This is a genomic window from Caballeronia sp. LZ065 (assembly GCF_031450975.1).
Classification (GTDB): Bacteria; Pseudomonadota; Gammaproteobacteria; order Burkholderiales; family Burkholderiaceae; genus Caballeronia.
The window spans coordinates 908,844-930,689 of sequence record NZ_JARUXV010000002.1 but is presented as its reverse complement, the minus strand read 5'-3'; the positions used below and the strand labels follow the sequence as shown (position 1 = coordinate 930,689).

Below are 21,846 nucleotides of genomic sequence, written 5' to 3'. Positions count from 1 at the left end.
ATCACGACGGAGCAGATCTTGAGCGGTTCGAATGTTCATCCGCACGGGCGTCATGCCGGGCACGCCCATCATCATCACCACGGACCCGACGGCGCGCCGGCGGCGGATGGCGGCCGGGGCTTCGCGTGGCGCGTGGCGCTCGCGCTGCTGTGCGTTGTCATCGCCGCGCTGGTGGCGAGCGCGGTGCAGGTGCGCGAAGGCGAGGCCGCCGTCGTCACGCGCTTCGGCGACCCCGTGCGCGTGCTGCTTGACCCAGGCCTCGCGTGGCGTCTGCCCGCGCCGATCGAAGCCACGGTGCCGGTCGATCTGCGTCTGCACACGACCTCGAGCGGATTGCAGGACGTCGGCACACGCGATGGTCTGCGTATTCTCGTGCAGGCGTACGTTGCGTGGCGCGTGCCGGGCGACGTTGCTGACGTGAGCCGCTTCGTGCGCGCCGTGCGCAACGAGCCCGACGAAGCGGCGCAACAGATTCGCTCGCTCGCCGGCTCGGCGCTGCAAACGATTACCTCGGGTTTCGATCTGGCCTCGCTCGTCAACACAGATCCTTCGCAGGTAAAACTCGCGGCCTTCGAAGACGAACTGCGCCGGCAAGTCGATTCGCAGGTCTATGCCACCTATGGCGTGCATGCCGTGCAAGTGGGTATCGAGCGTCTCACCCTGCCGGCCGCGACGCTTGCGGCGACCGTCGAGCGCATGCGCGCCGAGCGTGAGACCGTGGCCGCGCAGCGCACCGCGGCAGGCAAGCGGGAGGCCGCGCAGATCCGCTCCGACGCGGAGCGCGACGCGCGCATCGCGGTCGCGGACGCCACCGCGAAGGCCGCCGGGATCGAAGCGCAGTCGCGCCGCGACGCCGCCGCGATCTACGGCAAGAGCTACGCGGACGATCCGCAGCTTTACACGATGCTGCGCTCGCTCGACACGCTCGCGGGCGTCGTCAATGCCAACACCAGCCTGATTCTGCGCACCGACGCCGCACCGTTCCGCGCACTGGTGCAGGGACCGGCGGGACTCGATACGGCTGATTCCGCGTCGCGCCCGGTCGCTCAGGTCATGCGTGCGCGCCACACGCGATGACGAGCGCCGCGTTCCCGTTGCGCCGTTCTCCCGCCGGACAGGCGACGCGTGCGGCATGGTGGTTCATCGTCGCGCTTGTCGCCATGGCGGCGCTCGTGTCGAGCTTCTCGAATGTGCAGCGCGTGCCGCCGGACAGTCAGGCCGTGGTGATGCGTTTCGGCAAGGCCGTTCGCGTGCAGCGTGCCGGACTGCTGTTGGCGTGGCCGCGGCCGTTCGAGACGGTGATGCTGTTGCCGGGCCCGGCACGCGTGCTCGAACAACCGATCGTGACGTTGATGCGCGATCCGCGTGCGCGCGCGCTCGATCCCTCGCCGTCTGCGCCGCCGCAGGACACGACGCTGCCGTTCAACGACATGTCCTCATGGGGCTTTCATCCGGACGCGGCCACGGGGGCGGGCGGCACGCCGTTCTCCGACGCGCTGGCGGGTTCGGGCTACGTGCTCACGGGCGATGCCGCCGTGGTGCAGCTTGCCGCCACGCTCTATTACCGCGTGAGTTCGCCGATCGACTATGTATTGCAACGGCCAATATTGGCCGCGGCGCTGGAACGGATCACGGCGGCGGCGGTGGCAGAGGCTGGCGCGGCGCGCGATCTCGATGCGATTCTGGTCGCGCGTCCCGAACTCCTTGCCGCCGATGCGCGCATGGCGGAGCGCCGCGAGCGTCTGCGTGGGGACATCGCGCGTGATATCGGGCACCGCCTGCGTGCGCTCGAAGCGGCGCACGCAGGGCTGGGCGTCGAGGTTGCGCGCGTGGACGTGCAGGCAAACGTCCCGGCCGCTGCCGTCGATGCCTTCAATTCGGTGCTGAGTTCGCTGCAGATGGCCGAGCGCAATACGGCCGACGCGCGAACCGCGGCGGAGACCGCGCTTCAGGCCGCCCAGCAACGCGCCGATCAGATCATCCAGGAGGCCGAGGCGAGCGCGAAGGAGCGCGTGGCGACAGCGCAGACCGAAACGCAGACCATCCTGCAACTCGAATCCGCGCTGAGCACGAACAGTGATCACGGTCTGCTTGCCCGGGCCTATCGCGAGCGCATCACGCAGATTCTTTCCAAAGCAGGGCACGTTACGACGATCGATCCGTACGACACGTCAAGTCTCGTTCTACCGGGGAAAGCACCGTGAGCACGCATGCGCAATCCATCGGTCATGCCGGTCTCGCACATGATGAAGCCGGGTATCCGGCACACGCGCCGTCGCTTGGCGCCGGCAATGCGCTGGCTCCGGCCGAGCGTCGCGCAATTACGCGGCAAATCGCGCTCGCCCTCGCGGCGGGCGGTCTGTTGCTGCTGTCCCTCGCGTGGCGCTTCGTGCCTTCGCCGAATCCGGTGCTCGCGAGCGTGCTGGCGGGTCTCGCCTCGTTGCTCGTCGCGGGGCCTGTATTCGTCAACGCGTGGCACAGTCTGCGCGCCCCGAGCCTGCACGGCGTGACCGACCGGCTGATCGCGCTGGCGATGCTCGCGGCGTGGGCCACCGGCGACATGACGACCGCGGCGCTGCTTCCCATCGTGATGACGTTCGGTCATGCGCTGGAAGAGCGCAGCGTGCTGGGCTCGCAGGAGGCGATTCGCGCGCTCGCCAGGCTCGCCGCCACGCGTGCGCGCCGCATCAGGACGGACGGTTCGATCGAGGACGTGGCCGCCGAGATGCTCGCGCGCGGCGATCTGCTCGAAGTGCCTGCCGGCGCGCGGATTCCCGCCGATGGCATCGTCAAGAGCGGACGCTCGGCGGTCGACAACAGTCCGATCACCGGCGAGTCGCTGCCGCTCGAGGTCTCGGCCGATACACCCGTCTATGCCGGCGCGATGAACCTCGACGGCGCGCTGCGCATCGAGGTCACGCAGGTCGGCGAACAGTCGACGCTCGGGCGCATCGTCGAGTTGCTGGAACACGCTGAGCGCGTCAAGCCGCCGATCACCGAAGCGCTGGAGCGCTACATGGCCGGCTATCTCGCGCTGGTGCTGCTCGTCGCGGCGCTGGTCTGGTTCATGAGCGCCGATGCGTCGGCGATGCTGGCCGTGATCGTGGCGGCGTGCCCGTGCGCGCTGGTGCTCGCGGCGCCCGCCACCGCGATCGCCGGCATCGCGCTGGGCGCGCGCCACGGCTTGCTGCTGCGCAACGCTGCCTTCCTCGACCGGGTGGCCGGTCTTGATTCGCTCGTCATCGACAAGACCGGCACGCTCACGTACGGCGAACTCCGCGTCGTCGACGTGGCGCTTCAGCCGGGCGCCGATGAGGCGCGAGTGCTCGCGCTGGCTGCAAAGCTCTGCGCCGGCAGCGCGCATCCGGTGAGTCGCGCCGTGCAGCGTCACGCGCGCGAGCGCGGCTATCTCCCGGCGGATCAGGACGCCGTACGCGAGCTGCGCGGTCGTGGTGTGATCGCGGACACCCCCAATGGGCGCGCGGTGCTCGGGCGCGAGACGCTGCTGCGCGAGCATGCACAGGCGCTGCCCCCACTGCCTCAGGCACACGACGGACCGCTCGCGGGTCTCGTGCTGGACGGCCGTCTGCTCGCCTGGTTCATGTTCGCCGATACCTTGCGTCCCGAGGCTGCGGCCACGCTTACTGAGTTGCGCACGCTCGGCTTCACGCACCAGACCTTGCTCACCGGCGACCGCGAAAGCGTGGCGCGCGCGGTCGCGGACGAGGTGGGCATCGACTCCGTGATAGCGGGCGCGCTGCCGCAGGACAAGCTCGCTTTCGTCGAGCAGGAACTGGCGGCCGGTCGCCATCCGCTCGTGGTCGGTGACGGCGTGAACGACGTGCTTGCCATCAAGGCGGGCGCGACCAGCGTCGTTATTGGCGGGCGCGGCGTCGACATCGCCGTGGCATCCGCAGACGTGGTGCTGCTCGGCGATGATCTGCGCCGGCTCACCGCGTGCGTTCGGCTGGGGCGACGCTGCCGCCGCACCGCGGCCGTCAACGCTGCGATCGGCGTGGCGTGGACGGCCGCGGTCATCGCGATCGCGGCGCTCGGTCTCCTGAGTGCGGTATGGATCGCGGTGCTGCATAACCTCGGCACGTTCATCGTGCTGGCGAATGCCGGGAGACTGCTGCGGGTGGCGGAACCCGGCTTCGTGCAAGAGCCTTCACCGCCGCCCGTAAGTACGCAGGATGGGAAGCTGCCGCAGAGCGGCTTTTGAGGTCCGGTCACGGATAACGAATCGAACGTAACAACGACACCAGCCATCACCTGATGAGGATGCCATGAGAGTACGCAATCTTCTGCCGCTGCTTGCAGTGCCGCTGTGCCTGGGTGCGACGCTCGCCGCAGAGTCCACCAAGGACGCCACGCCCGCGACTCAGCAGGCCAACGCCGACCTGCTCAAGACCCTGCCGATGAGTGACCGGCAAGACTATGAGGACGCGAAACGCGGGTTCATCGCAACGCTGCCCGACATCAACATCACGACTCCCGAGGGCAAGGTGGTCTGGACCCTCAACGGCTATCAATTCCTGCAGGCCCAGGACGCACCGCCTACGGTGAATCCAAGCCTGTACCGAAACTCGCAGTTGAACATGAACAACGGTTTGTTCAAGGTCACCGACGGCATTTACCAGATCCGCGGTTTCGATCTGTCCGTCATGTCGATCATCGAAACGAACAACGGCGTCATCGTCATCGACCCGCTGATCTCCACCGAGGTCGCGAAGGCGGGTCTCGACCTCTACTATCAGCACCGGCCGAAGAAGCCGGTTGTGGCGGTGATCTATACGCACAGCCATGTCGATCACTATGGCGGCGTCAAGGGCGTGGTGAACGAGGCCGACGTGAAGGCCGGCAAGGTGAAGATCTTCGCGCCAGAGGGTTTCCTCGAAGAAGCGGTCAGCGAGAATGTCTTCGCCGGCAACGCGATGAGCCGCCGCGCAATCTACATGTACGGCGCGCTGCTGCCGCGCAGCGCGCAAGGGCAAGTCGATGGCGGTCTTGGCAAAACGACCTCGAACGGCACGGTCACACTGATCCCGCCCACCGACATCATCAGAAAAACAGGCGAGAAGCGCACCATAGATGGCCTCGACGTCGTATTCCAGATGGCGCCCGGTACCGAGGCACCGGCTGAAATGCTGTTTTACTTTCCCAAGTACCACGCATTGTGCGCAGCCGAAGACGCCACCCACACGCTGCACAACCTCTATACGCTGCGCGGCGCGCAGGTGCGCGACGCCAACAAGTGGTGGCAGGCGCTCAACACCACCATCGAGATGTTCGGGCCGCAGGTGCAGGTCGTCTTCGCGTCCCACCACTGGCCGATGTGGGACAACGCCCGCGTCAACGATTATTTGTCGAAACAGCGGGATACCTACAAGTACGTGCATGACCAGTCGCTGCGCCTGCTCAACATGGGCTACACGATGGACGAGATCGGCGACATGGTGAAGCTGCCGCGCAGCCTCGACAAGGAGTGGTACAACCACGGCTATTACGGCACCGTCGTTCACGATGCGAAGGCGGTCTATCAGCGCTATATGGGCTGGTACAGCGGCAATCCGGCTGACCTGCATCCACTGCCGCCGGTCGACACGGCGAAGCGCACCATGGACTTCATGGGCGGCGTGCCTGCCGTCACGCAGAAAGCGCGGGATGCCTATGCGAAAGGCGACTACCGCTGGGTGGCGCAGGTCATGAATATGGCCGTCTATGCCGAGCCCGACAATCAGGAGGCGAAGAACCTCGAAGCGGATGCGCTGGAGCAACTGGGATATCAATCGGAGTCAGGCCCATGGCGCGATGTCTATCTGATGGGCGCGTACGAGTTGCGCAACGGCATTCCGAAGGTTCCCGCCGTGCAGACCGCGAGCCCCGACACGATTCGGGCGATGACGCCCGAGATGGCGCTGGAATTCCTCTCGATGCATATTGATGGCGAGAAGGCCGACGGCAAGACCATATCGGTCAACTGGATCTTCCCGGACATCAACAAACGCTATGCGGTGAGGCTGGAGAACTCGGTGCTCGTCTATAACGAAGGCAAGCAGTTGCAGAACGCCGACGTGACGTTGACGCTGCCCAAGTCGAGTCTCGACAACATCATGCTGCATCAGACGAACCTTGACAAAGAGGTCGAGGCCGGCCGTGCGAAAGTGGATGGCGATCGCGGCAAGATCTCGGAGTTGCTGTCCTTGACCGACACCTTCAATCCGCTCTTCCCGATCGTGACGCCACGACCGTGACGTGAATACGGGCGCCGGCTGCGATGGAGGTCGCGCCGGCGCGTCGTCACGGGACCAGGCAAGGTAAGCCATTGTGAGCGCCGCTTGCTTCTCGAGATTCAGAACCACGACCTTATCCTGTGCGACGGGGGCATGAAATGACAGCATTCGTCGATCATCCCGCTCTGCTTTTTGTGGGTCTTCTGTCGATCTTCATCAGCGCGGTGGCCTTCGGCGCATACGTGTTGCGCCGCATGGCAGCGCTGCCTGCCGAGGACCGGGAGGATTTCAACATCATTCAGACATCCACCTTGACGTTGCTCGCGCTCCTGGTCGGTTTCAGCCTTTCGATGGCGGTGAACCGCTACGACCTTCGCAAGACGCTGGAAGAAAGTGAAGCCAATGCGATCGGCACCGAGTATTCGCGCGCGGATCTCGCCGATGCGGCAGTCGGTGGAAAGATCAAAACCGCCTTGATTCACTATACAAGGCTGAGACTCGCCAGCTACCGTACGCGGGATCCGGTGGAACTGGCGAAGATCAACCGCGACATGGCGAATACCGAGACGGAACTTTGGGAACTCACGACCCAGGTCGCGAAAGCGCAGCCGACGCCCATCGGGGCGCTTGTTGTCGCAGGCATGAACGATGTTCTGAATTCCCAGGATTACTCGGAGGCGGCGCGGATCAATCATATTCCGCTGGGAGCGTGGTACCTGATGATCATCATCGCCCTGCTCGGGTGTGTCGTGCAAGGTTACGGCGCGAAGGGCAGCCTGCGTAAAGGATTGCTCATCACCATTCTGCCCGCGACTGTCGCGCTTTCGCTCGCACTCATTGCGGACATCGATAGCCCGAAGGGCGGGATCATCCGTGTCGAGCCGCGCGATCTTACACGGCTCCTGCAGTCGATCGCGCAATGACGGCGCATCGGCGCTCGGGAAGGCGATTTGGGGGATAGAAAGATCGAACCCTGCGGAGCGGATGATAGTGCGATGGCACTGAGGCGCTACGCCGGGGACCGGCCCTTGCAAGTTGCAGGGTCATGGAGTTGGGTGCTTTGCTTTGCAACTGGCGCGGAGCCACGTGAGGGACATTCCAATGAGCGTAGCGTTCGATTGGTTTCGGAACATACTTCGATTTCATCCCGAAGTCACTTTTTTCCTGGTGCTGGGCTTGGGTTATGCGCTGGGAAAACTCAGGATCGGCAGCTTCACGCTGGGCGCGGTCACCGGCACGTTGCTGGCGGGGGTACTGGTGGGTCAATTGGGACTCAAGATTTCCGGCGACGTGAAGCAGTGCTTCTTCCTGCTCTTTCTGTTTTCCATCGGATTTCGTACCGGCCCACAGTTCTTTCGCGGCATGCGTCGTGACGGTTTGCAGCAGGCGCTTTTGGCTGCAATCGTGGCGACAACGGGTCTCGTGGTGGCGTTCATCGTGAGCAAGCTGCTGGGTTACCCGGCCGGCACCGCGGCGGGCGTGGTGGCCGGGTCGCTCACCGAGTCGGCCACCATCGGTACTGCCACCGACGCCATCACACGGCTGGCCTTATCTGACGCGGATCGACAGATGCTGACCAATCAGATCCCGGTCGCCTTTGCTGTCACCTATCTGGTGGGCGTGATCGGCGCGGCCTGGATCCTGAGTCAACTTGCGCCCAAGCTCATGAAGGTGGACCTGCCCGCGGCCTGCCGCGAACTCGAAGACAAGATGCAAGGCACCGGCGCGCAGGGCATTCCCGGGCGACGGGAGTTCGAGTTGCGCGCCTACACCATCGAAGAAGGTTCGCCACTGGCGGGGGCGTCGATATCGGAGATGGAGGCCAGCATGGGTGATCAGCGTCTCTTCATCGACCGGATACGGCGCGACGGCGTGGTCATGAACGCCGCCCCTGACACCGTACTACGCGCGGGCGACACCATCAGCGCCGCCGGGCGGCGCACATTATTGGTCGAGCGCATGCTGGGGCCGACTTCGGGCGTGCGTGAGATCGACGACCGCGAGTTGCTCGACATGGAAGCCGAATCGCTCGATGTGGTGGTCACATCCAAGGCGATTGACGGCCACCGGCTCGGCGAGTTGGCGCGAGAGCAGGGTGCACGCGGCGTATTCGTATTGCGCCTCGCGCGCGCGGGCACGCCGGTGCTGATCTCGCCCGAGACCGTGATCAACCGTGGTGATGTGCTTACGCTCGTGGGCAGCGCGTCCCGCGTGGAGGCGGTCGTCAACAAAATCGGCGTAGCCGACCGCGCGACCAATGCGACGGACATGGTTCTCGTGTCGCTCGGCATCGTGGCTGGTGCGCTGATTGGCGTCCCTGCGCTGCTTGTCGGCGGTGTGGAAATCGGCCTGTCTCTCAGCGTGGGCGTGCTATTGGGAGGATTAGTGTGTGGCTGGCTGCGTTCAGTGGAGCCGCGCCTCTTCGGGCGTATTCCCGGGCCGACATTGTGGATCTTCGAATCCATCGGGTTGACGGGCTTTGTCGCCATCGTAGGCTTGAACGCAGGGCCCGACTTCGTTAAAGGACTGCAATCAAGCGGACTTTCGCTTTTGTTTGCAGGCATATTGACCTCGAGTATTCCGATGCTGGTGGGCGTATTCGTCGGGCACAAGATAATGAAAATGCATGCGGGTGTCATGCTCGGGGTGTGCGCAGGCGCTTTGACTGCCACGCCGGCGTTGGCAGCGGTGCAGGAGGCAGCCAAAAGCGCGGTGCCGACCTTGGGCTATGGCGTGGCCTATGCGGTGGGGAATGTGCTGTTCGCGCTGTGGGGAACAGTGATCGTGACGCTGGTGACTTGACAGGAAACACGCTTGCATTGTGGGCGCGGAGAGCGGGGCTGCGACCTCGACAACGTCATATGCGGCCAAACCGGAGTGCAATGTGTTTGCGTTCAGCGTTAGCCGGATTCGCGCTGCCATTTTCAAGCCGGAAGGCTGACGATAGTCGTTTTACATACATCGAGAAAAACATCACGGCTGGACGTCATACAGATGTGAATGACGTGAACTCACCGCTTTGACACGCTGGTGACGGCAGGTGTTGAATGGCGGGGTTGGATCGGGAGTGCAGGTTGGCAGATGCCTGAAGCGACCATGCCGCTCCGGCGGCGATACCGTCGGCAAGCTGCAATACTGCGAACATCAAGAGTCATCTCGTCGAGCGTCCGCCAAGGGCCGGACAAGAGACGACAGGCTGGCACCGCACCACAACCTTCATCCATACGCAACGGCTTCTTTTGCTCGACCGTGCGAACGCGAAATGAGGAGGCTGCGAGTCGCGCTCATGCCGCTCAATCAACGTGCGGCCGTGCGCAGCAAACTCACGACCGCGACCACCATGCTGGCCGGGCGCACCACCGATCTGATGCCCGGACGGCCAACGATGCCATTCCACACGCTGGCGTTCGCGAGCTTAATCGCGTCTATCGCGGAGAAGCACCGGTTCATTTAGCCCCCCTCTGCGGGAATCCCCTAAATTGAGTTCGTTCATCTGCAAACATATAGTTCCTGCATGAACGAACCAATCCGAACCGGCAAAGCCACCGACCATTCCACCACCCCCGAAGCAATGCCTCTCGAAGGCTTGCTGGTGTTGGACTTCAGCCAATTCCTGGCAGGCCCGTCATGTTCGCTGCGCCTGGCTGACCTCGGCGCAAACGTCATCAAAGTCGAGCGGCCGCAAGGCGGCGACCTTTGCCGCCAGCTAAGCATCTCGGACCAGCGCCTGGACAACGACAGCGTCCTGTTTCATACGATCAACCGCAACAAGCGCAGCTTCGCCGCCGATCTCAAGCAGCCAGCCGATCTCGCCCGCGTCAAAACGCTCGTGACCCGCGCCGACGTGCTGATCCACAACTTTCGCCCTGGCGTCATGGAGCGTCTCGGCCTCGGCTACGACACGGTGCGCGAGTGGAATCCGCGTGTCGTGTACGCGAACGTCACCGGCTACGGCGAGCGTGGGCCATGGCGCGACAAACCCGGTCAGGATCTGCTGGCGCAAGCGCTGTCCGGCATCACCTGGCTTTCAGGCGATGCCGCGCAAGGACCCGTGCCCGTGGGCGTCTCCGTCGCCGATATCGTGACCGGTGCGCATCTCGCGCAAGGCGTGCTCGCCGCGCTCGTGCGACGCGGCGTAACCGGGCGCGGTTCGCGGGTCGAAGTCAGCCTGCTCGAATCCATTCTCGACATGCAATTCGAGCAACTCACCGCCTACCTGCGCGGCGACGGCTCGCTGCCACGCCGCTCCGCCGTCAACAACGCCAGTGTCTATGGCGCGGCGCCCTACGGCATCTACGAAACGGCCGACGGTTTTCTCGCGATCGCAATGGCCCCCGCCGCGCAACTCGCGCAACTGCTCGACTGTCCGGCGCTCGAAGCCTTCGCCGATCCCGCGCTCGCCTTCTCGTGCCGTGACGACATCAAGGCGACCTTGCGCGTGCATCTGCGCACGCGCACGGCGGCTGCATGGCTGGACGTGCTCGAACCCGCCGATATCTGGTGCGCCCGCGTCCAGAACTACGAAGAACTGATCGCGCATCCCGGCTTCACCGCGCTCGACATGACGCAGCGTATCGTCACCACGGCCGGCGACGGGCTGACCACGTTGCGTTGCCCGATTCGCATCGACGGCGCCGTGCTGAAGTCATCGCGCGCCGCCCCCACGCTCGGCGAACACACCGACGAGATCGCCGCCGCATTCGGGCTCGACGGCAAGGAGACAGCGCAGTGATTCACGAACAGTTCTACGAAGACTACGAGGTCGGCTTCTCGCGACGCACGTTCGGACGCACCATCACCGAGACCGACATCGTGATGCACGCGGGGCAGACGGGAGATTTCTTTCCGCATCACATGGATGCGCAATGGTGCGCCACGCAGGAGTTCAAGCAGCGCATCGCGCACGGCACGCTCGTCTTCAGCGTCGGGATCGGCATGACGGCGAGCACGGTCAATCCGCGCGCGATGTCCACGGGTTATGACCGCGTGCGCTTCGTGAAGCCGGTGTTCATCGGCGACACGATCACGGTCGCGGCGAGCATCACCGAAAAGCGTGCGCATCCGAAGCGCGACACACATGGCATCGTGATCGAGCGTATCGAGATTTCCAATCAGCGTGGCGACACCGTGCTCGTGTGCGATCACCTGTATCGGGTGGAGCGGCGCACGCCCGGCATCGAATCGTGATCCCAACAGCGGGACCCTGAACCCGCATCACAATGACGGAGACATCATGCGGAAAGTTCTTGCGACGCTGGGCGCGGTGGCGCTCGTCTGCGCGTCCGGTGCGGCGAATGCAAAAGATATCACCCTCGGCTATTCGAGCGTGGGCCTGAGCTATCCGTTCGCGGCCGCCATCGCGAAAGGTTTCGAGAATGCGGCCAAGGCAGCCGGCGTGAAGACCGTCGTGCTCGATGCCAAGGGCAGCGTGCAGAAGCAAGCCAACGATATCGACGATCTGATCGCACAGAAGGTCGATGGCATCGCGATCATGCCGCTCGATTCGACTGTCGCGCAAGGCTGGGTCGATCGCGCCGTCGCACGCGATATCCCGACCGTGGGCGTCGCGTCCGAGATCGGCGATCCGCACAAGCGGCCCATCAAGCAGGTCTACGAGAAGCTCACCGCGCTCGTCACGCAGGACGAAGTGACGGCGGGCGAACGCGCGGGCACCATGGCCGCCTCGATGTTGCCCAAGGGCAAGGTGGCCAAGATCGCCATCGTCGAGGGCGCGGCGGGTTATGCCGAAGTCTCGCAACGCTCCCAGGGCTTCAAGCAAGGGCTCGACAAGGCCGGGGTGAAGTACACCATCGCCGCATCGCAGCCGGGCGACTGGACCTCGGAAAAGGGCGAGTCCACGTGCCAGAACATCCTGGCCTCGCATCCGGACGTCGACCTGTTCTTCGCCCAGTCCGACGACATGGTGGTCGGCTGCGCGCTCGCCGTGCGCAACGGCAGTTCGAGCGCGAAGCTGATCGGCATGGGCGGCTCGAAGCTCGCCATCAACGCGATCAAGCTCGGCGACGTGACCGGCACGGTCTGCTACAAGCCCGAGGAGATCGGCAAGCTCGCGTTCGACGCGCTCTACGGCACCGTGACTAAGAAGAACGTGACGAAGGCGGTGTTCGTCGCCTACGACACGCCGCCGATCACGAAGGCCAACCTCGCGGGCTGCGTGCCGCAATGGTGATGGACGCGCTGCTGCGCTTCGAGCGCGTCGAGAAGGTCTTTCCGAACGGCACCGTGGCGTTGCGCGGTGTCGATCTCGAGGTCGAACGCGGCAAGGTGCACGGCTTGCTCGGCGCGAATGGCGCGGGCAAGTCGACGCTCATCAAGATTCTCTCGGGTGCATTCGCGGCCTCGGGCGGGCGCGTCGTCTGGCGCGGTGAAGCGGTGCAATGGGCGAGCCCGAGAGCAGCCAACGCAATGGGCGTCGCGACCATCCATCAGCATATTCCGCTCGTGCCCACGCTCTCCGTGCTCGAAAACGTCTTTCTCGGCGATGCCGGCCGCTGGCGGCGCGACCCGGCTTACCGCGCGCGCTTCGACGCATTGTGCGAGCGCATCGGTTATGCGCTGGATGGCGATGCGCTCGTTAGCGACCTGTCGATCGGCGAACGCCAGATGGTCGCCATCTTCCAGGCGCTCGGCACGGGCGCCGAACTGATCGTGATGGACGAACCCACCGCATCGCTTGCCAACGAAGAGCGCGAGATCGTGTATCGGACGGTGCGGCATCTGTCGCGCGTCGAAGGCAAGGCGATCCTGTTCGTCTCGCACTTTCTCGATGAAGTGATCGCGCTCACGGATTGCGTCACGGTGCTGCGCGACGGCGTCGCGGTCATGCACGCCGATACTGCCTCACTCGACGAATCGCGCATCGCGGAAGCGATTGCCGGGCGCGAGATCGTCGCGCTCGAACGCGCCACGCCGGCGCCGCGCGCCGCGCATGCTCCCGTGCTGCTCGAACTGGACCAGCTTGCTTCGGCGGGCAAGCTCGCGCCGGTGTCGATGAAGGTCGCGGCGGGAGAAGTCGTCGGGATTGCGGGGCTGCTCGGTTCGGGCCGCAGCGAATTGCTGCACGCCATCTTCGGCGCGGATTCGCAGGCGAGCGGAGAAGTCCGCGTGGCCGGCCGCGCGATCCGCCGTTCGACGGGCGCGGCGGTCGAGGCGGGCATTGCGCTCGTGCCGGAAGACCGCATGCGGCAAGGGCTCATTCCGCTCTTCGAAATCTGGCGCAACACGACGCTGCCTGCGCTCGACAGCGTGTCGTGGCGGCGCTGGCTGCCCATGCGCGAACGCGAGACCCGGCGCGGCGAGGAAGCCATTCGGCGCTTGCAGATCAAGGCGCAGTCGCCCGACGAACTCGTCACCGAACTCTCCGGCGGCAACGCGCAAAAGGTCACCATCGCGAAATGGTTGTTCAGCGACGTAAAGGTCTTTCTGCTCGATGAACCCACCGCAGGCATCGACATCGGCGCGAAGACCGACATTCTCCTGCTCGTGCGCGAACTCGCGGCGGCGGGCAAGGCGGTGATCGTGGTGTCGTCCGAATTCGAAGAGCTGCTCGCGGTGAGCGAACGGATCATCGTGATGCGCGATGGGCGCTGCATGGCGACACGCGCCGCGCAAGCGACGTCCGAGCACGAACTCATTCTGCTGGCGGGCGGCCGCGCCCCCGCGACTCAGGCAGACGAAGCCACGGTAGCGATCTCAGGCGAAAAAACATGAACGTTTCGACTTCTTCCAATGGTCATTCGGTCGCGCCCGAGCGTCCGCCGAAAACGCGTGTCGACTGGCGGCGCGTCTTCGGCTTGCGCGAAATGGGCGTGTACTACGCGCTCATTCTGCTGGTGCTCGTGTTGTCCGCCGTCACGGCCTACACGGGACGCGCGAACTACCTCAGCATCGTCAACGTGACGAACGTGCTGTACCAGTCGTCGCTGATCGCGATCATGGCGGTGGCGATGACCGTCATTCTGATCACCGGCAATTTCGATCTCTCGGTGGCGTCGGTCGCGGCGTTGTCGGCGGCGGTGATGATCGGTCTCGCGGATTCCATCGGTTTCGTGCCCGCCGCGCTGGTCGCGATGCTCGTCGCCGTGCTCGCGGGCGTGCTCAACGGCGCGATCGTGCAATGGCTCGGCATCAACGCGTTCATCGTGACGCTCGGGACGCTGACGGCGATACGCGGCGTCGTGCTGATCGTCACCGACGGGCGTTCGCTGTCGGTCGAATCGGTCGACGCCATCGCCGCCATGCGCGTGTTCGAATCCGGCCGCGTGCCGCTCGGCGGCTTCTTCATCGTGCTGGGCATCGTCCTGATCGCGGCGAGCGGGCTGCTCGCGATGCGGGCAAAACGCGCCGGGCGTGCGCTCGGCAACGCCGCGCCCGCCGCGTTCGGCATGCTGGCGGGCGGCGTGGTCGTGCTGGCGCTCGGCTGGATCGGCGGCGCGCGGCTCGCCGTGGCGAAGCCGGTGATCTACATGGCGATCTTCACGGGGATTGTATGGTTCGTGTTGAGCTTCACCAATACGGGCCGACGCTTGTATGCCGTCGGCGGCAACGCGGAAGCGGCGCGTCTGTCGGGTATCAACGTCGGGCGCTATAAAATGGCCGGATTCATTCTGTGCAGCGCGGCGGCGGGTTTCGGCGGCATTCTGTTCGGCAGCCGGCTCGGCGCGATCAACCCCACGGCACTGCAAGGCGCGGAACTGACCGTGATCGCCTCGGCGATTCTCGGCGGCACGTCGCTCTATGGCGGCGCGGGCAGTGTCATCAAGACACTGGTCGGTGCGCTCCTGCTGTTCACGCTGAGCAACGGGTTCAACATCCTGAACCTGGGCGCGAACTACCAGGGCGTGATCGAAGGCACGGTCGTCGTCACGGCCGCGGCGATCTATACCGTGGGAGGGTCCCGCCGCCGCGCACGGACACGCTGACACGCCGATACGCCAAGGGACCTTCTCATGCCTCGCACCAAAACCAACGCGCTCGCCGACGATCTCGACGAAGGCGACGCTGCAACCTCGTCCGGCAAGCCCAACTACTCGGTGCCGGCCGTCGAGAAGGCGCTCGACATCATCGAATATCTCGCGGCCGAAGGCGTGCCGATGACGCGCGCCCAGCTCGCGCGCGCGTTGAATCGTCAGCCGCCGGAACTGTTCCGCATGCTGACGTGTCTGGAATCGCGCGGTTATCTGTGGCGCGATTCGGGCTCGAATGCGTATGCGCTGACGCTCAAGCTGTTCGAACTGAGCCGCACGCATTCACCCTATGAAGGGCTGTTGCGCGTGGCCGAACCGCACATGCGCGCGCTCGCGGCGCAGTTGCGCGAGTCGCTGCATCTGTCCATGCTGCATGGCGACCAGGTCATGGTCATCGCGCAGGAAGAAAGCCCGAAGCCGTTCAGGCTGTCGGTGGAAGTCGGCACGCTGCATTCGGTGGCGGGGACCACGTCGGGGCGGGTGCTGCTCGCCCATCTTCCCGACGATGAAGTCGCCGCACTCCTCAAACGCGATGCGACGCACCGGCAGTTGTCCGCCGCCGGGCGCCAGACCTTGCGCGAGCGGCTCGCGCGCATTCGCACGCAGGGCTACGAATGGAGCGAGGGCGAGTGGTTCGAGAGCGGTATCGATCTCGGCGTGCCGATCGGTTCGCCGCAATCGCGCGTCAAGGCGGCGCTCGTCATGGCGACGCTGCGCCGCAAAGGAGAGGGCCCGACGCTCGCCGACGTGCTGCCCGCGTTGCAGGCGTGCGCGCAGGCTATCGGCGCGGCGGCGGGCATTATCAAGGGAGACACGACTTGAGCATCACGTTGCGGGTCGCCGTGCGGCAGTTCGGGCCGTTCGAAAGTGCCGTCGTCAGGCAGTTCGACGATTTCATCGCAAGCACGGGAGAAGAGGCCCGTATCGAGATCGCGGCGCTGGATCTGAATCCGCTGCACGACACGCTGGTTCAGCGGCGTGAACTCGCAAGCGGCGCGTGGGACCTGGCGTTCCTGTCGACCGACTGGATCGCGGAAGTCGTGGCGCTCGGGCTCGTCGAGAATCTGCTGCCGTTTCAGGCGAAAGAGCCGATAGCCGATTTCCCGGCGGCGTGGAGTCCTTCGCTGCTCGGCCTTCAAACTTTTGCCGACGGTTTCTGGGGCATGCCGTATCACGATGGCCCGGAGTGTCTCGTTTATCGAAAGGATTTGTTCGATGCGGCGGGGCTCGCTGCGCCCACGACCTGGGACGATTTCGCCGCGACGGCGCGTCGTTTGCATGCGCCCGCCGAAGGCCGGTACGGCACGGCGCTCGCGCTGTTCCCGGACGGCCACAACGGCTTCTACGATTTCTGCATGCACGTCTGGACGCGAGGCGGCGAGTTGTTCACGCTAGAGGGCGCGCCGACGCTGCCCGGCGCTGCCGCGCGCGATGCGCTCGATTTCATTCGCACCCTCGCACGCGATATCTCGGCCATCGCGCCCGATCCGCAAGCGCTCGACAGCGTGCGCTCGGGCCTGATGTTCGCCGCCGGCGAGATTGCGATGATGGTCAACTGGTTCGGCTTCGCGGCCTATGCGCAGACGGCGCCAGAAAGCCGCGTCGCGGGCCGCGTGGCCGTTGCGCCGATCCCGCGTGGCACGCGCGGCAAGAGCGTCTCGCTCAATGTGTTCTGGATGCTCGCCATGGCCTCGGGCTCGCGCCATCAAGACCTCGTGTGGCGTTTCATGCGCCATTGCGCCAGCGCGCCGATGGACCGGCTGACGACGCTCGAAGGCGCCATCGGCACGCGCATGTCGACCTGGCGCGACGAAGAAGTGAACCGGCGCATCCCGTTCTTCCATCAACTGGAGACGCTGCATCGCGACGCACGCGAATTGCCGCGCCTTGCGCGTCTCGCCGACATCTCGCATGTCATCGACGCCATGCTCGCGCGTGCCGTCAACAGCGACGAGCCGTCCGACGCCTTGCTGGTCGCCGCGCAGGCGCGCATCGAGGAGATCGCGCGATGACTTCGCTCGCGACCTTGCAGCAATCCTGGCCCATGCCCGCCGTGCCCGCGCCGATCGTGCTGATCGGCGCGGGCGGGATCGCCCGGGATGCGCATCTGCCGGCGTATCGGGAGGCGGGTTTCGAGGTGAAAGGCGTGTTCGATCTCGACGTCCAGCGTGCGCAAGATCTGGCGCGGCAATGGTCGATCGCACAGGTCCACGCATCGCTTGATGAGGCACTCGATGCCGAAGACGTGATCTTTGATATCGCCGCGCCCGCAGCCGTGCATGCTTCGATAGTCGAGCGCGTGCATGACGGCGCGGCGGTCCTGCTGCAGAAGCCGTTTGGTCTCGATCTCGTGCAGGCCAGCCGTATGCGCGCACTGTGCGAAGCGAAAGGGCTCAAGGCGGCGGTCAACTTCCAGCTGCGCTTCGCTCCGATGATGCTCGCCGTTCGTGACGCGATCCAGCGCGGCTTGCTGGGCGAGCTTGTCGATGTCGAAGTGCATCTGAATCTCGCGACACCGTGGCATCTGTTCCCGCATTTGAAGGCGGACCCGCGTGTCGAAGTGGTCTCGCATTCGATTCATTACCTGGACCTGATTCGCTTGCTGGTGGGCGAGCCGCGAGGCGTCATGGCGCGCGGTTATGCCTATCCCGGCAGCGGTCTCGCCGACACGCGCACGAGCGCGATCCTCGATTACGGCGCGACCTTGCGATGCACGCTGTCGCTCAATCATCACCACGACTTCGGGACGCGCTTTCAGGACGCGGGGTTTCGGTTCGAAGGGCTGGACGGCGTACTTGTCGTGAAGCTCGGCGCGCTGCTCGATTATCCGAAGGGCGAGCCGGACGAGTTGTGGTTCTGCGCGCGTGGCGGCGAGTGGTCGCAGATCGCGCTGACGGGCGCATGGTTCCCGCATGCGTTCATCGGCACGATGGCGAACCTGCAGCGCTACGTGAGCGGCGAGGATACGGCGCTGGTTTCGGATGTCGCCGATGCCTGGCGGACGATGGCGCTCGTGGAAGCGTGCTACCGCAGCGAAGCGAGGCCAGCGGAGCCGATTCCGCACAGCCCGGCGTGAGCCGTGCGGGCGGCCGGCATCATCGGCTCAGTCCGAACTCCGCCAATACTTTTTCTGTATCTTCTCCGACGCGCGGCGCGCCGCGCCGGCTCACAGCCCGCTGTCCGTCGATGCGCAACGGCCCGCGCGTCGTCCACACAGCGGCGCTGTCGCGACGCTCCACCGTTTGCAGCATGCCGAGCCGCGCGAACGCCTCGGTTTCCATGAGGCGCGGCCAGTCGAGCACTTCCGCGCACCAGACATCGGCGGGACGCAGACGCGCCAGCCAGAACGCTGTCGGTTGCCGAGCGAGTTCCAGCGCAATCAGCCGACGGATTTCATCGCGTCGCGTAAAGGCTTCATCGGCGGTGAAGCTTGTGAGCGCGGGCAAGGGCAGCGTTTGGCCGAGTTGCGCAAGCGGCATCATCGCCAGGGCGAGATAGCCGTCGGCGGTCGGGTAGAGTCCGTAGGGCGCCGCCAGATACACGTTGGCATTGCGAAAGTCCGCGCGCCTGGGCATGCGTCGGCCATCGTTCAGATAGGTTGTCAGCATCTCGAACTGCAGGTCGATGAGTGCCTCCAGCAAGCTCGTCTCCACGCGCGCGCCCGCGCCCGTCACGCCGCGCTGCACGAGCGCCGCGAGAATGCCTTCCGTGAGGATGTGGCCTGCCTGGATATCCGCGATCGACAAGCCGAGCGGCACCGGTCCGTCACCTTCGTGGCCGTTGAGCCAGGTGATGCCCGATAGCGACTGCGCCAGCAGATCCTGCCCGGGCAGGCTCGCCCATGGTCCGGTTTCGCCATAGCCCGACACGCTCGCATAGACCAGCCTCGGATTGAGCGCATGCACCGCTTCATGACCGAGCCCGAGCCGCTCGATCACGCCGGGCCGGAAGTTCTGGATCATCACGTCCGCGCGTGCGAGCAGTCCCTTGAGCGCGACGAGATCGCGCGGGTCTTTCAGATCGAGCGCAATGCTTTCCTTGTTGCGGTTGATCGCATGAAACAGCGTGGAATCGCCGGCGATGTCGGTGTCGGTCAGATAAAGCGTGCGGCAGATATCGCCCGTTCCCGGACGCTCCACCTTGATGACGCGCGCGCCGAGATCCGCGAGCCGCAGCGCCGCCGACGGGCCGGACAGAAACTGCGCGATATCGAGCACGAGCAGGCCTTCGAGCGGCGCGCGCGCACCCTTCGTGTGGTGAGGCAGGGCGCTCATGCTCATGGTCGTGCTCTTGCTCTTGCTCATGCGGGCAGGCTGGCGCGAAACAACGCGTTGATGGCGTCGATGATCTCGTGGGCGGGCTCGTCGTCGCGCAGGCCGCGATTGAGCCGTGCCGATGCGGCTTGCTGAAACGCCATGTAGCCGTCGTGGCGCGGCCGGACCCATGCGCCTTCGAGCGTGGCGCGAGTTGCGCGATAGAAGTCGCCGGCGGCTTCGTTGACGGCGTCGTCTTCCCATGCCGCCGCGTGACCCGGCTGGCCTCCGGCCGCCGCAAAGGGTCCGCGCTGCGCTTCGGCGCCTGCCACCCATAGCGCGAATGCCTGCGCTTCTTCCTGATGCGTGCCGCGCGCCGATACCGCGATGCCCGTGCCACCCAGCGCCGAACCGAGCGGCGCGCGATCGCCGATAACCGGCATGTCCGCAAACGCGAGTCGCACCGGCCTGAAATCGCGCCATGCGTAATTCACGTAGCCATAGACGAGCGGCACGCAATCGATGGTCGCCCCGGGCTGCGCCATGCGTTCGTACACGGCGATGGGGTCGTCGTCGAAGCAACGCGGCTCGACGTGGCGGACGAGTTCCCGCAGATGCTCGCAAGCGCGGGGGGCGATGACGCGATCGAACAGATCAGGACCCGCGACCGTGCCCGGCGCGCCGAGCTGCGCCGCGAGCGTGTAAAGGCCCATGAGCGAATGCGGGGCGCGCAGGGGCAACGCGACGCGTCCGTTGCGGGCGAGTTGCAACACGTCGTCCCAGGTACGCGGAGGGGCAGCGAGGCGGTCGCGCCGCCACGCGAGGACTTGCGTGGCGGCGTCGATCGGCAGCGCCCATTGCCGGCCTTCCCAGCGATAGCTCGCAAACGATTCGCCCACCGTGCCCGCTTCGATAGCGCCGAGCGCCGCGGCGCCGTCGAGTGGGCGAAGACAGCCTTCGCGCGTCACCTGGCCGACATGCGGATGATCGATCACGATGAGATCGTAGCGGCGCGCGAGTTCATCGACAGGGAAGGATTCGAAGTCCTGCAGCGAGCGCCGGTCCCATTCGATTGACACGCCGGTCCGCGTGCGCCATTCGGCCGAACAGCGCGCGAGCGGATCGTAGCCGCGCGCGTGATCCCAGGTCATGCCTTTCAGGACGATCGTCATCGGGAAGTTACTCAGGTGAATTAGACGTTTATAGGCGTAATGATCGCGCGACGAGCAAGAGGGTGTCGATCAGGGTTTTCAGCAGCCATGGGGTCGGGGACATTGGCCATGCCTTCCCGGCATACATGCCATGCCGTTACGCTCTCTGTTCAGCCCCTCCGGCAAACCCCATTCTCTTGCCTCCGCTTGCCGCGATGCCCGCGTTCACGCGCTGCTTCGCGTCGAGCATCATCCACGTACCAGGAGAGTCAGCATGGGCAAGCTTCAGGGCAAGGTTGCAGTCATCACGGGCGGAAGCAGCGGGATCGGGCTCGCGACTGCCAGGAGATTCGTCGCGGAAGGGGCTTATGTCTTCATCATGGGGCGGCGTCAATCAGAACTGGACAAGGCACAAGAGATCATCGGATCGAACGTGACGGCCGTTCAAGGCGATATCTCCAGCCTCGATGATCTGAACCGCCTCTACGAAGCGGTGCAGCAGCAGAAAGGCGGGTTGGACATCATCGTGGCAAGCGCCGGATACGTCGCGTCATTGCCAACGGAGTCCGTCACGCCTGAACACTTCGACAAGACCTTCAACGTCAACGCACGCGGTACGTTCTTCACGGTGCAAAAAGCGTTGCCGCTGCTGCGCGATGGCGGCTCCATCGTTGTTGTCGCATCCGGGATGCACATGAAGGGCTTTGCGGACTTCGGCGTTTATGCGGCGACCAAGGCAGCCATTCGTTCGTTCACGCGGACATGGGCAGCGGAATTCAAAGCTCGCGGCATTCGCGTCAATACGCTGAGCCCTGGAATGATCGAAACACCCATCGTGGACGGCATCTTCGGTTCGAAGGAGGCGGCGGATCATGCCCGCGCACTGTTCGAGCAGATCACGCCGCTGGGCCGTATTGGTCGCGCTGAAGAGATGGCCGCAGCCGCGCTGTTTCTCGCCTCCGATGAGAGCAGCTACAGCACAGGCATCGACCTGATCGCGGACGGGGGCATCACCCAGTTGTAGACTGGAAGCGGAGGTTGGCGCAACGGGCAGGTTGGAATGCCATGTTGCGCTTGTGATGGCTTTGATCCGTGTCGTCGGGCGCTGTGCGCATGGCGTCGCCCGGTATCCGCTAACGGAGACATCACAATCATGCAGCGCGGCTCATTCACGATCATTTGTTTCGTGAGTCTGCCTTGCCAGTCGATGCTTTGCGCGGTG

Annotated in this window: 18 protein-coding genes; 16 read left to right on the top strand and 2 right to left on the bottom strand. The window is 65.0% G+C overall.

Annotated elements, in window-relative coordinates; translation table 11 throughout:
- Nucleotides 1–18: 18 nt before the first annotated feature.
- The 15 genes from QCE63_RS18465 to QCE63_RS18395 all read left to right on the top strand — a co-directional run bounded on the left by QCE63_RS18465 (nucleotide 19) and on the right by QCE63_RS18395 (nucleotide 18,296).
- Nucleotides 19–1,077, top strand: a complete 1,059-nt coding sequence (locus tag QCE63_RS18465) for a protease modulator HflC (protein WP_309834962.1) — start codon at nucleotides 19–21, stop codon at nucleotides 1,075–1,077.
- Nucleotides 1,074–2,204, top strand: a complete 1,131-nt coding sequence (locus QCE63_RS18460; RefSeq protein WP_309834961.1) for an SPFH domain-containing protein — start codon at nucleotides 1,074–1,076, stop codon at nucleotides 2,202–2,204. The genes QCE63_RS18465 and QCE63_RS18460 overlap by 4 nt, the downstream gene beginning before the upstream one ends.
- Complete coding sequence (locus QCE63_RS18455; RefSeq protein WP_309834960.1) at nucleotides 2,201–4,222, top strand: cation-translocating P-type ATPase; 2,022 nt, start codon at nucleotides 2,201–2,203, stop codon at nucleotides 4,220–4,222. The genes QCE63_RS18460 and QCE63_RS18455 overlap by 4 nt, the downstream gene beginning before the upstream one ends.
- Nucleotides 4,223–4,286: 64 nt before the next feature.
- Entirely contained in the window at nucleotides 4,287–6,254 is a 1,968-nt protein-coding gene (locus tag QCE63_RS18450; protein ID WP_309834959.1) for an alkyl sulfatase dimerization domain-containing protein, read from the top strand.
- Nucleotides 6,255–6,391: 137 nt separating this feature from the next.
- Nucleotides 6,392–7,156, top strand: a complete 765-nt coding sequence (locus tag QCE63_RS18445; RefSeq protein ID WP_309834958.1) for a hypothetical protein — start codon at nucleotides 6,392–6,394, stop codon at nucleotides 7,154–7,156.
- A 178-nt stretch (nucleotides 7,157–7,334) separates the two neighbouring features.
- Complete coding sequence (gene aspT / locus QCE63_RS18440; RefSeq protein WP_309834957.1) at nucleotides 7,335–9,035, top strand: aspartate-alanine antiporter; 1,701 nt, start codon at nucleotides 7,335–7,337, stop codon at nucleotides 9,033–9,035.
- Between the two features lie 484 nt (nucleotides 9,036–9,519).
- On the top strand, nucleotides 9,520–9,687 hold the full coding sequence (locus QCE63_RS18435) for a hypothetical protein (protein ID WP_309834956.1): 168 nt from the start codon (nucleotides 9,520–9,522) through the stop codon (nucleotides 9,685–9,687).
- A gap of 60 nt (nucleotides 9,688–9,747) precedes the next feature.
- Nucleotides 9,748–10,965 carry a CaiB/BaiF CoA-transferase family protein gene (locus tag QCE63_RS18430; RefSeq protein WP_309834954.1) on the top strand — a complete coding sequence of 406 codons (1,218 nt, stop codon included), beginning with the start codon at nucleotides 9,748–9,750 and terminating at the stop codon, nucleotides 10,963–10,965.
- Nucleotides 10,962–11,420, top strand: a complete 459-nt coding sequence (locus QCE63_RS18425; protein WP_309834953.1) for a MaoC/PaaZ C-terminal domain-containing protein — start codon at nucleotides 10,962–10,964, stop codon at nucleotides 11,418–11,420. Before QCE63_RS18430 ends, QCE63_RS18425 begins: the two co-directional genes overlap by 4 nt.
- A 46-nt stretch (nucleotides 11,421–11,466) precedes the next feature.
- Nucleotides 11,467–12,423: a sugar ABC transporter substrate-binding protein gene (locus QCE63_RS18420; RefSeq protein WP_309834952.1), complete on the top strand. Its 957-nt coding sequence runs from the start codon at nucleotides 11,467–11,469 to the stop codon at nucleotides 12,421–12,423.
- Complete coding sequence (locus tag QCE63_RS18415; protein ID WP_309834951.1) at nucleotides 12,423–13,964, top strand: sugar ABC transporter ATP-binding protein; 1,542 nt, start codon at nucleotides 12,423–12,425, stop codon at nucleotides 13,962–13,964. The genes QCE63_RS18420 and QCE63_RS18415 overlap by 1 nt, the downstream gene beginning before the upstream one ends.
- Nucleotides 13,961–15,175 carry an ABC transporter permease subunit gene (locus tag QCE63_RS18410; RefSeq protein WP_309834950.1) on the top strand — a complete coding sequence of 405 codons (1,215 nt, stop codon included), beginning with the start codon at nucleotides 13,961–13,963 and terminating at the stop codon, nucleotides 15,173–15,175. Before QCE63_RS18415 ends, QCE63_RS18410 begins: the two co-directional genes overlap by 4 nt.
- Before the next feature lie 27 nt (nucleotides 15,176–15,202).
- Nucleotides 15,203–16,042 carry an IclR family transcriptional regulator gene (locus QCE63_RS18405; RefSeq protein WP_309834949.1) on the top strand — a complete coding sequence of 280 codons (840 nt, stop codon included), beginning with the start codon at nucleotides 15,203–15,205 and terminating at the stop codon, nucleotides 16,040–16,042.
- Nucleotides 16,039–17,232, top strand: a complete 1,194-nt coding sequence (locus tag QCE63_RS18400) for an extracellular solute-binding protein (RefSeq protein ID WP_309834948.1) — start codon at nucleotides 16,039–16,041, stop codon at nucleotides 17,230–17,232. The genes QCE63_RS18405 and QCE63_RS18400 overlap by 4 nt, the downstream gene beginning before the upstream one ends.
- Nucleotides 17,229–18,296, top strand: coding sequence for a Gfo/Idh/MocA family oxidoreductase (locus tag QCE63_RS18395; protein WP_309834947.1), 1,068 nt, complete (start codon nucleotides 17,229–17,231; stop codon nucleotides 18,294–18,296). Before QCE63_RS18400 ends, QCE63_RS18395 begins: the two co-directional genes overlap by 4 nt.
- Nucleotides 18,297–18,315: 19 nt before the next feature.
- Here QCE63_RS18395 and QCE63_RS18390 read toward each other — a convergent pair whose 3' ends face one another.
- Together QCE63_RS18390 and QCE63_RS18385 are read right to left on the bottom strand one after the other, a co-directional pair.
- Entirely contained in the window at nucleotides 18,316–19,494 is a 1,179-nt protein-coding gene (locus tag QCE63_RS18390; protein WP_309834946.1) for a CaiB/BaiF CoA-transferase family protein, read from the bottom strand.
- A 26-nt stretch (nucleotides 19,495–19,520) separates the two neighbouring features.
- Nucleotides 19,521–20,645 carry an ABC transporter substrate-binding protein gene (locus tag QCE63_RS18385; protein ID WP_309834945.1) on the bottom strand — a complete coding sequence of 375 codons (1,125 nt, stop codon included), beginning with the start codon at nucleotides 20,643–20,645 and terminating at the stop codon, nucleotides 19,521–19,523.
- A 253-nt stretch (nucleotides 20,646–20,898) separates the two neighbouring features.
- On the opposite strand from QCE63_RS18385, the gene QCE63_RS18380 reads away from it, so the two are divergent.
- The gene (locus tag QCE63_RS18380; protein WP_309834944.1) at nucleotides 20,899–21,648 is read left to right on the top strand and encodes an SDR family oxidoreductase; all 750 of its coding nucleotides are present in this window, start codon (nucleotides 20,899–20,901) and stop codon (nucleotides 21,646–21,648) included.
- Nucleotides 21,649–21,846: the final 198 nt, after the last annotated feature.

Coding starts and splice junctions, on each gene's coding strand:
- QCE63_RS18445 (WP_309834958.1), top strand. CDS start 6,392: ATGACAGCATTCGTCGATCATCCCGCTCTGCTTTTTGTGGGTCTTCTG.
- QCE63_RS18405 (WP_309834949.1), top strand. CDS start 15,203: ATGCCTCGCACCAAAACCAACGCGCTCGCCGACGATCTCGACGAAGGC.
- QCE63_RS18460 (WP_309834961.1), top strand. CDS start 1,074: ATGACGAGCGCCGCGTTCCCGTTGCGCCGTTCTCCCGCCGGACAGGCG.
- QCE63_RS18450 (WP_309834959.1), top strand. CDS start 4,287: ATGAGAGTACGCAATCTTCTGCCGCTGCTTGCAGTGCCGCTGTGCCTG.
- QCE63_RS18395 (WP_309834947.1), top strand. CDS start 17,229: ATGACTTCGCTCGCGACCTTGCAGCAATCCTGGCCCATGCCCGCCGTG.
- QCE63_RS18430 (WP_309834954.1), top strand. CDS start 9,748: ATGAACGAACCAATCCGAACCGGCAAAGCCACCGACCATTCCACCACC.
- QCE63_RS18415 (WP_309834951.1), top strand. CDS start 12,423: ATGGACGCGCTGCTGCGCTTCGAGCGCGTCGAGAAGGTCTTTCCGAAC.
- QCE63_RS18385 (WP_309834945.1), bottom strand. CDS start 20,645: ATGACGATCGTCCTGAAAGGCATGACCTGGGATCACGCGCGCGGCTAC.
- QCE63_RS18435 (WP_309834956.1), top strand. CDS start 9,520: ATGCCGCTCAATCAACGTGCGGCCGTGCGCAGCAAACTCACGACCGCG.
- QCE63_RS18420 (WP_309834952.1), top strand. CDS start 11,467: ATGCGGAAAGTTCTTGCGACGCTGGGCGCGGTGGCGCTCGTCTGCGCG.
- QCE63_RS18410 (WP_309834950.1), top strand. CDS start 13,961: ATGAACGTTTCGACTTCTTCCAATGGTCATTCGGTCGCGCCCGAGCGT.
- aspT (WP_309834957.1), top strand. CDS start 7,335: ATGAGCGTAGCGTTCGATTGGTTTCGGAACATACTTCGATTTCATCCC.
- QCE63_RS18390 (WP_309834946.1), bottom strand. CDS start 19,494: ATGAGCGCCCTGCCTCACCACACGAAGGGTGCGCGCGCGCCGCTCGAA.
- QCE63_RS18380 (WP_309834944.1), top strand. CDS start 20,899: ATGGGCAAGCTTCAGGGCAAGGTTGCAGTCATCACGGGCGGAAGCAGC.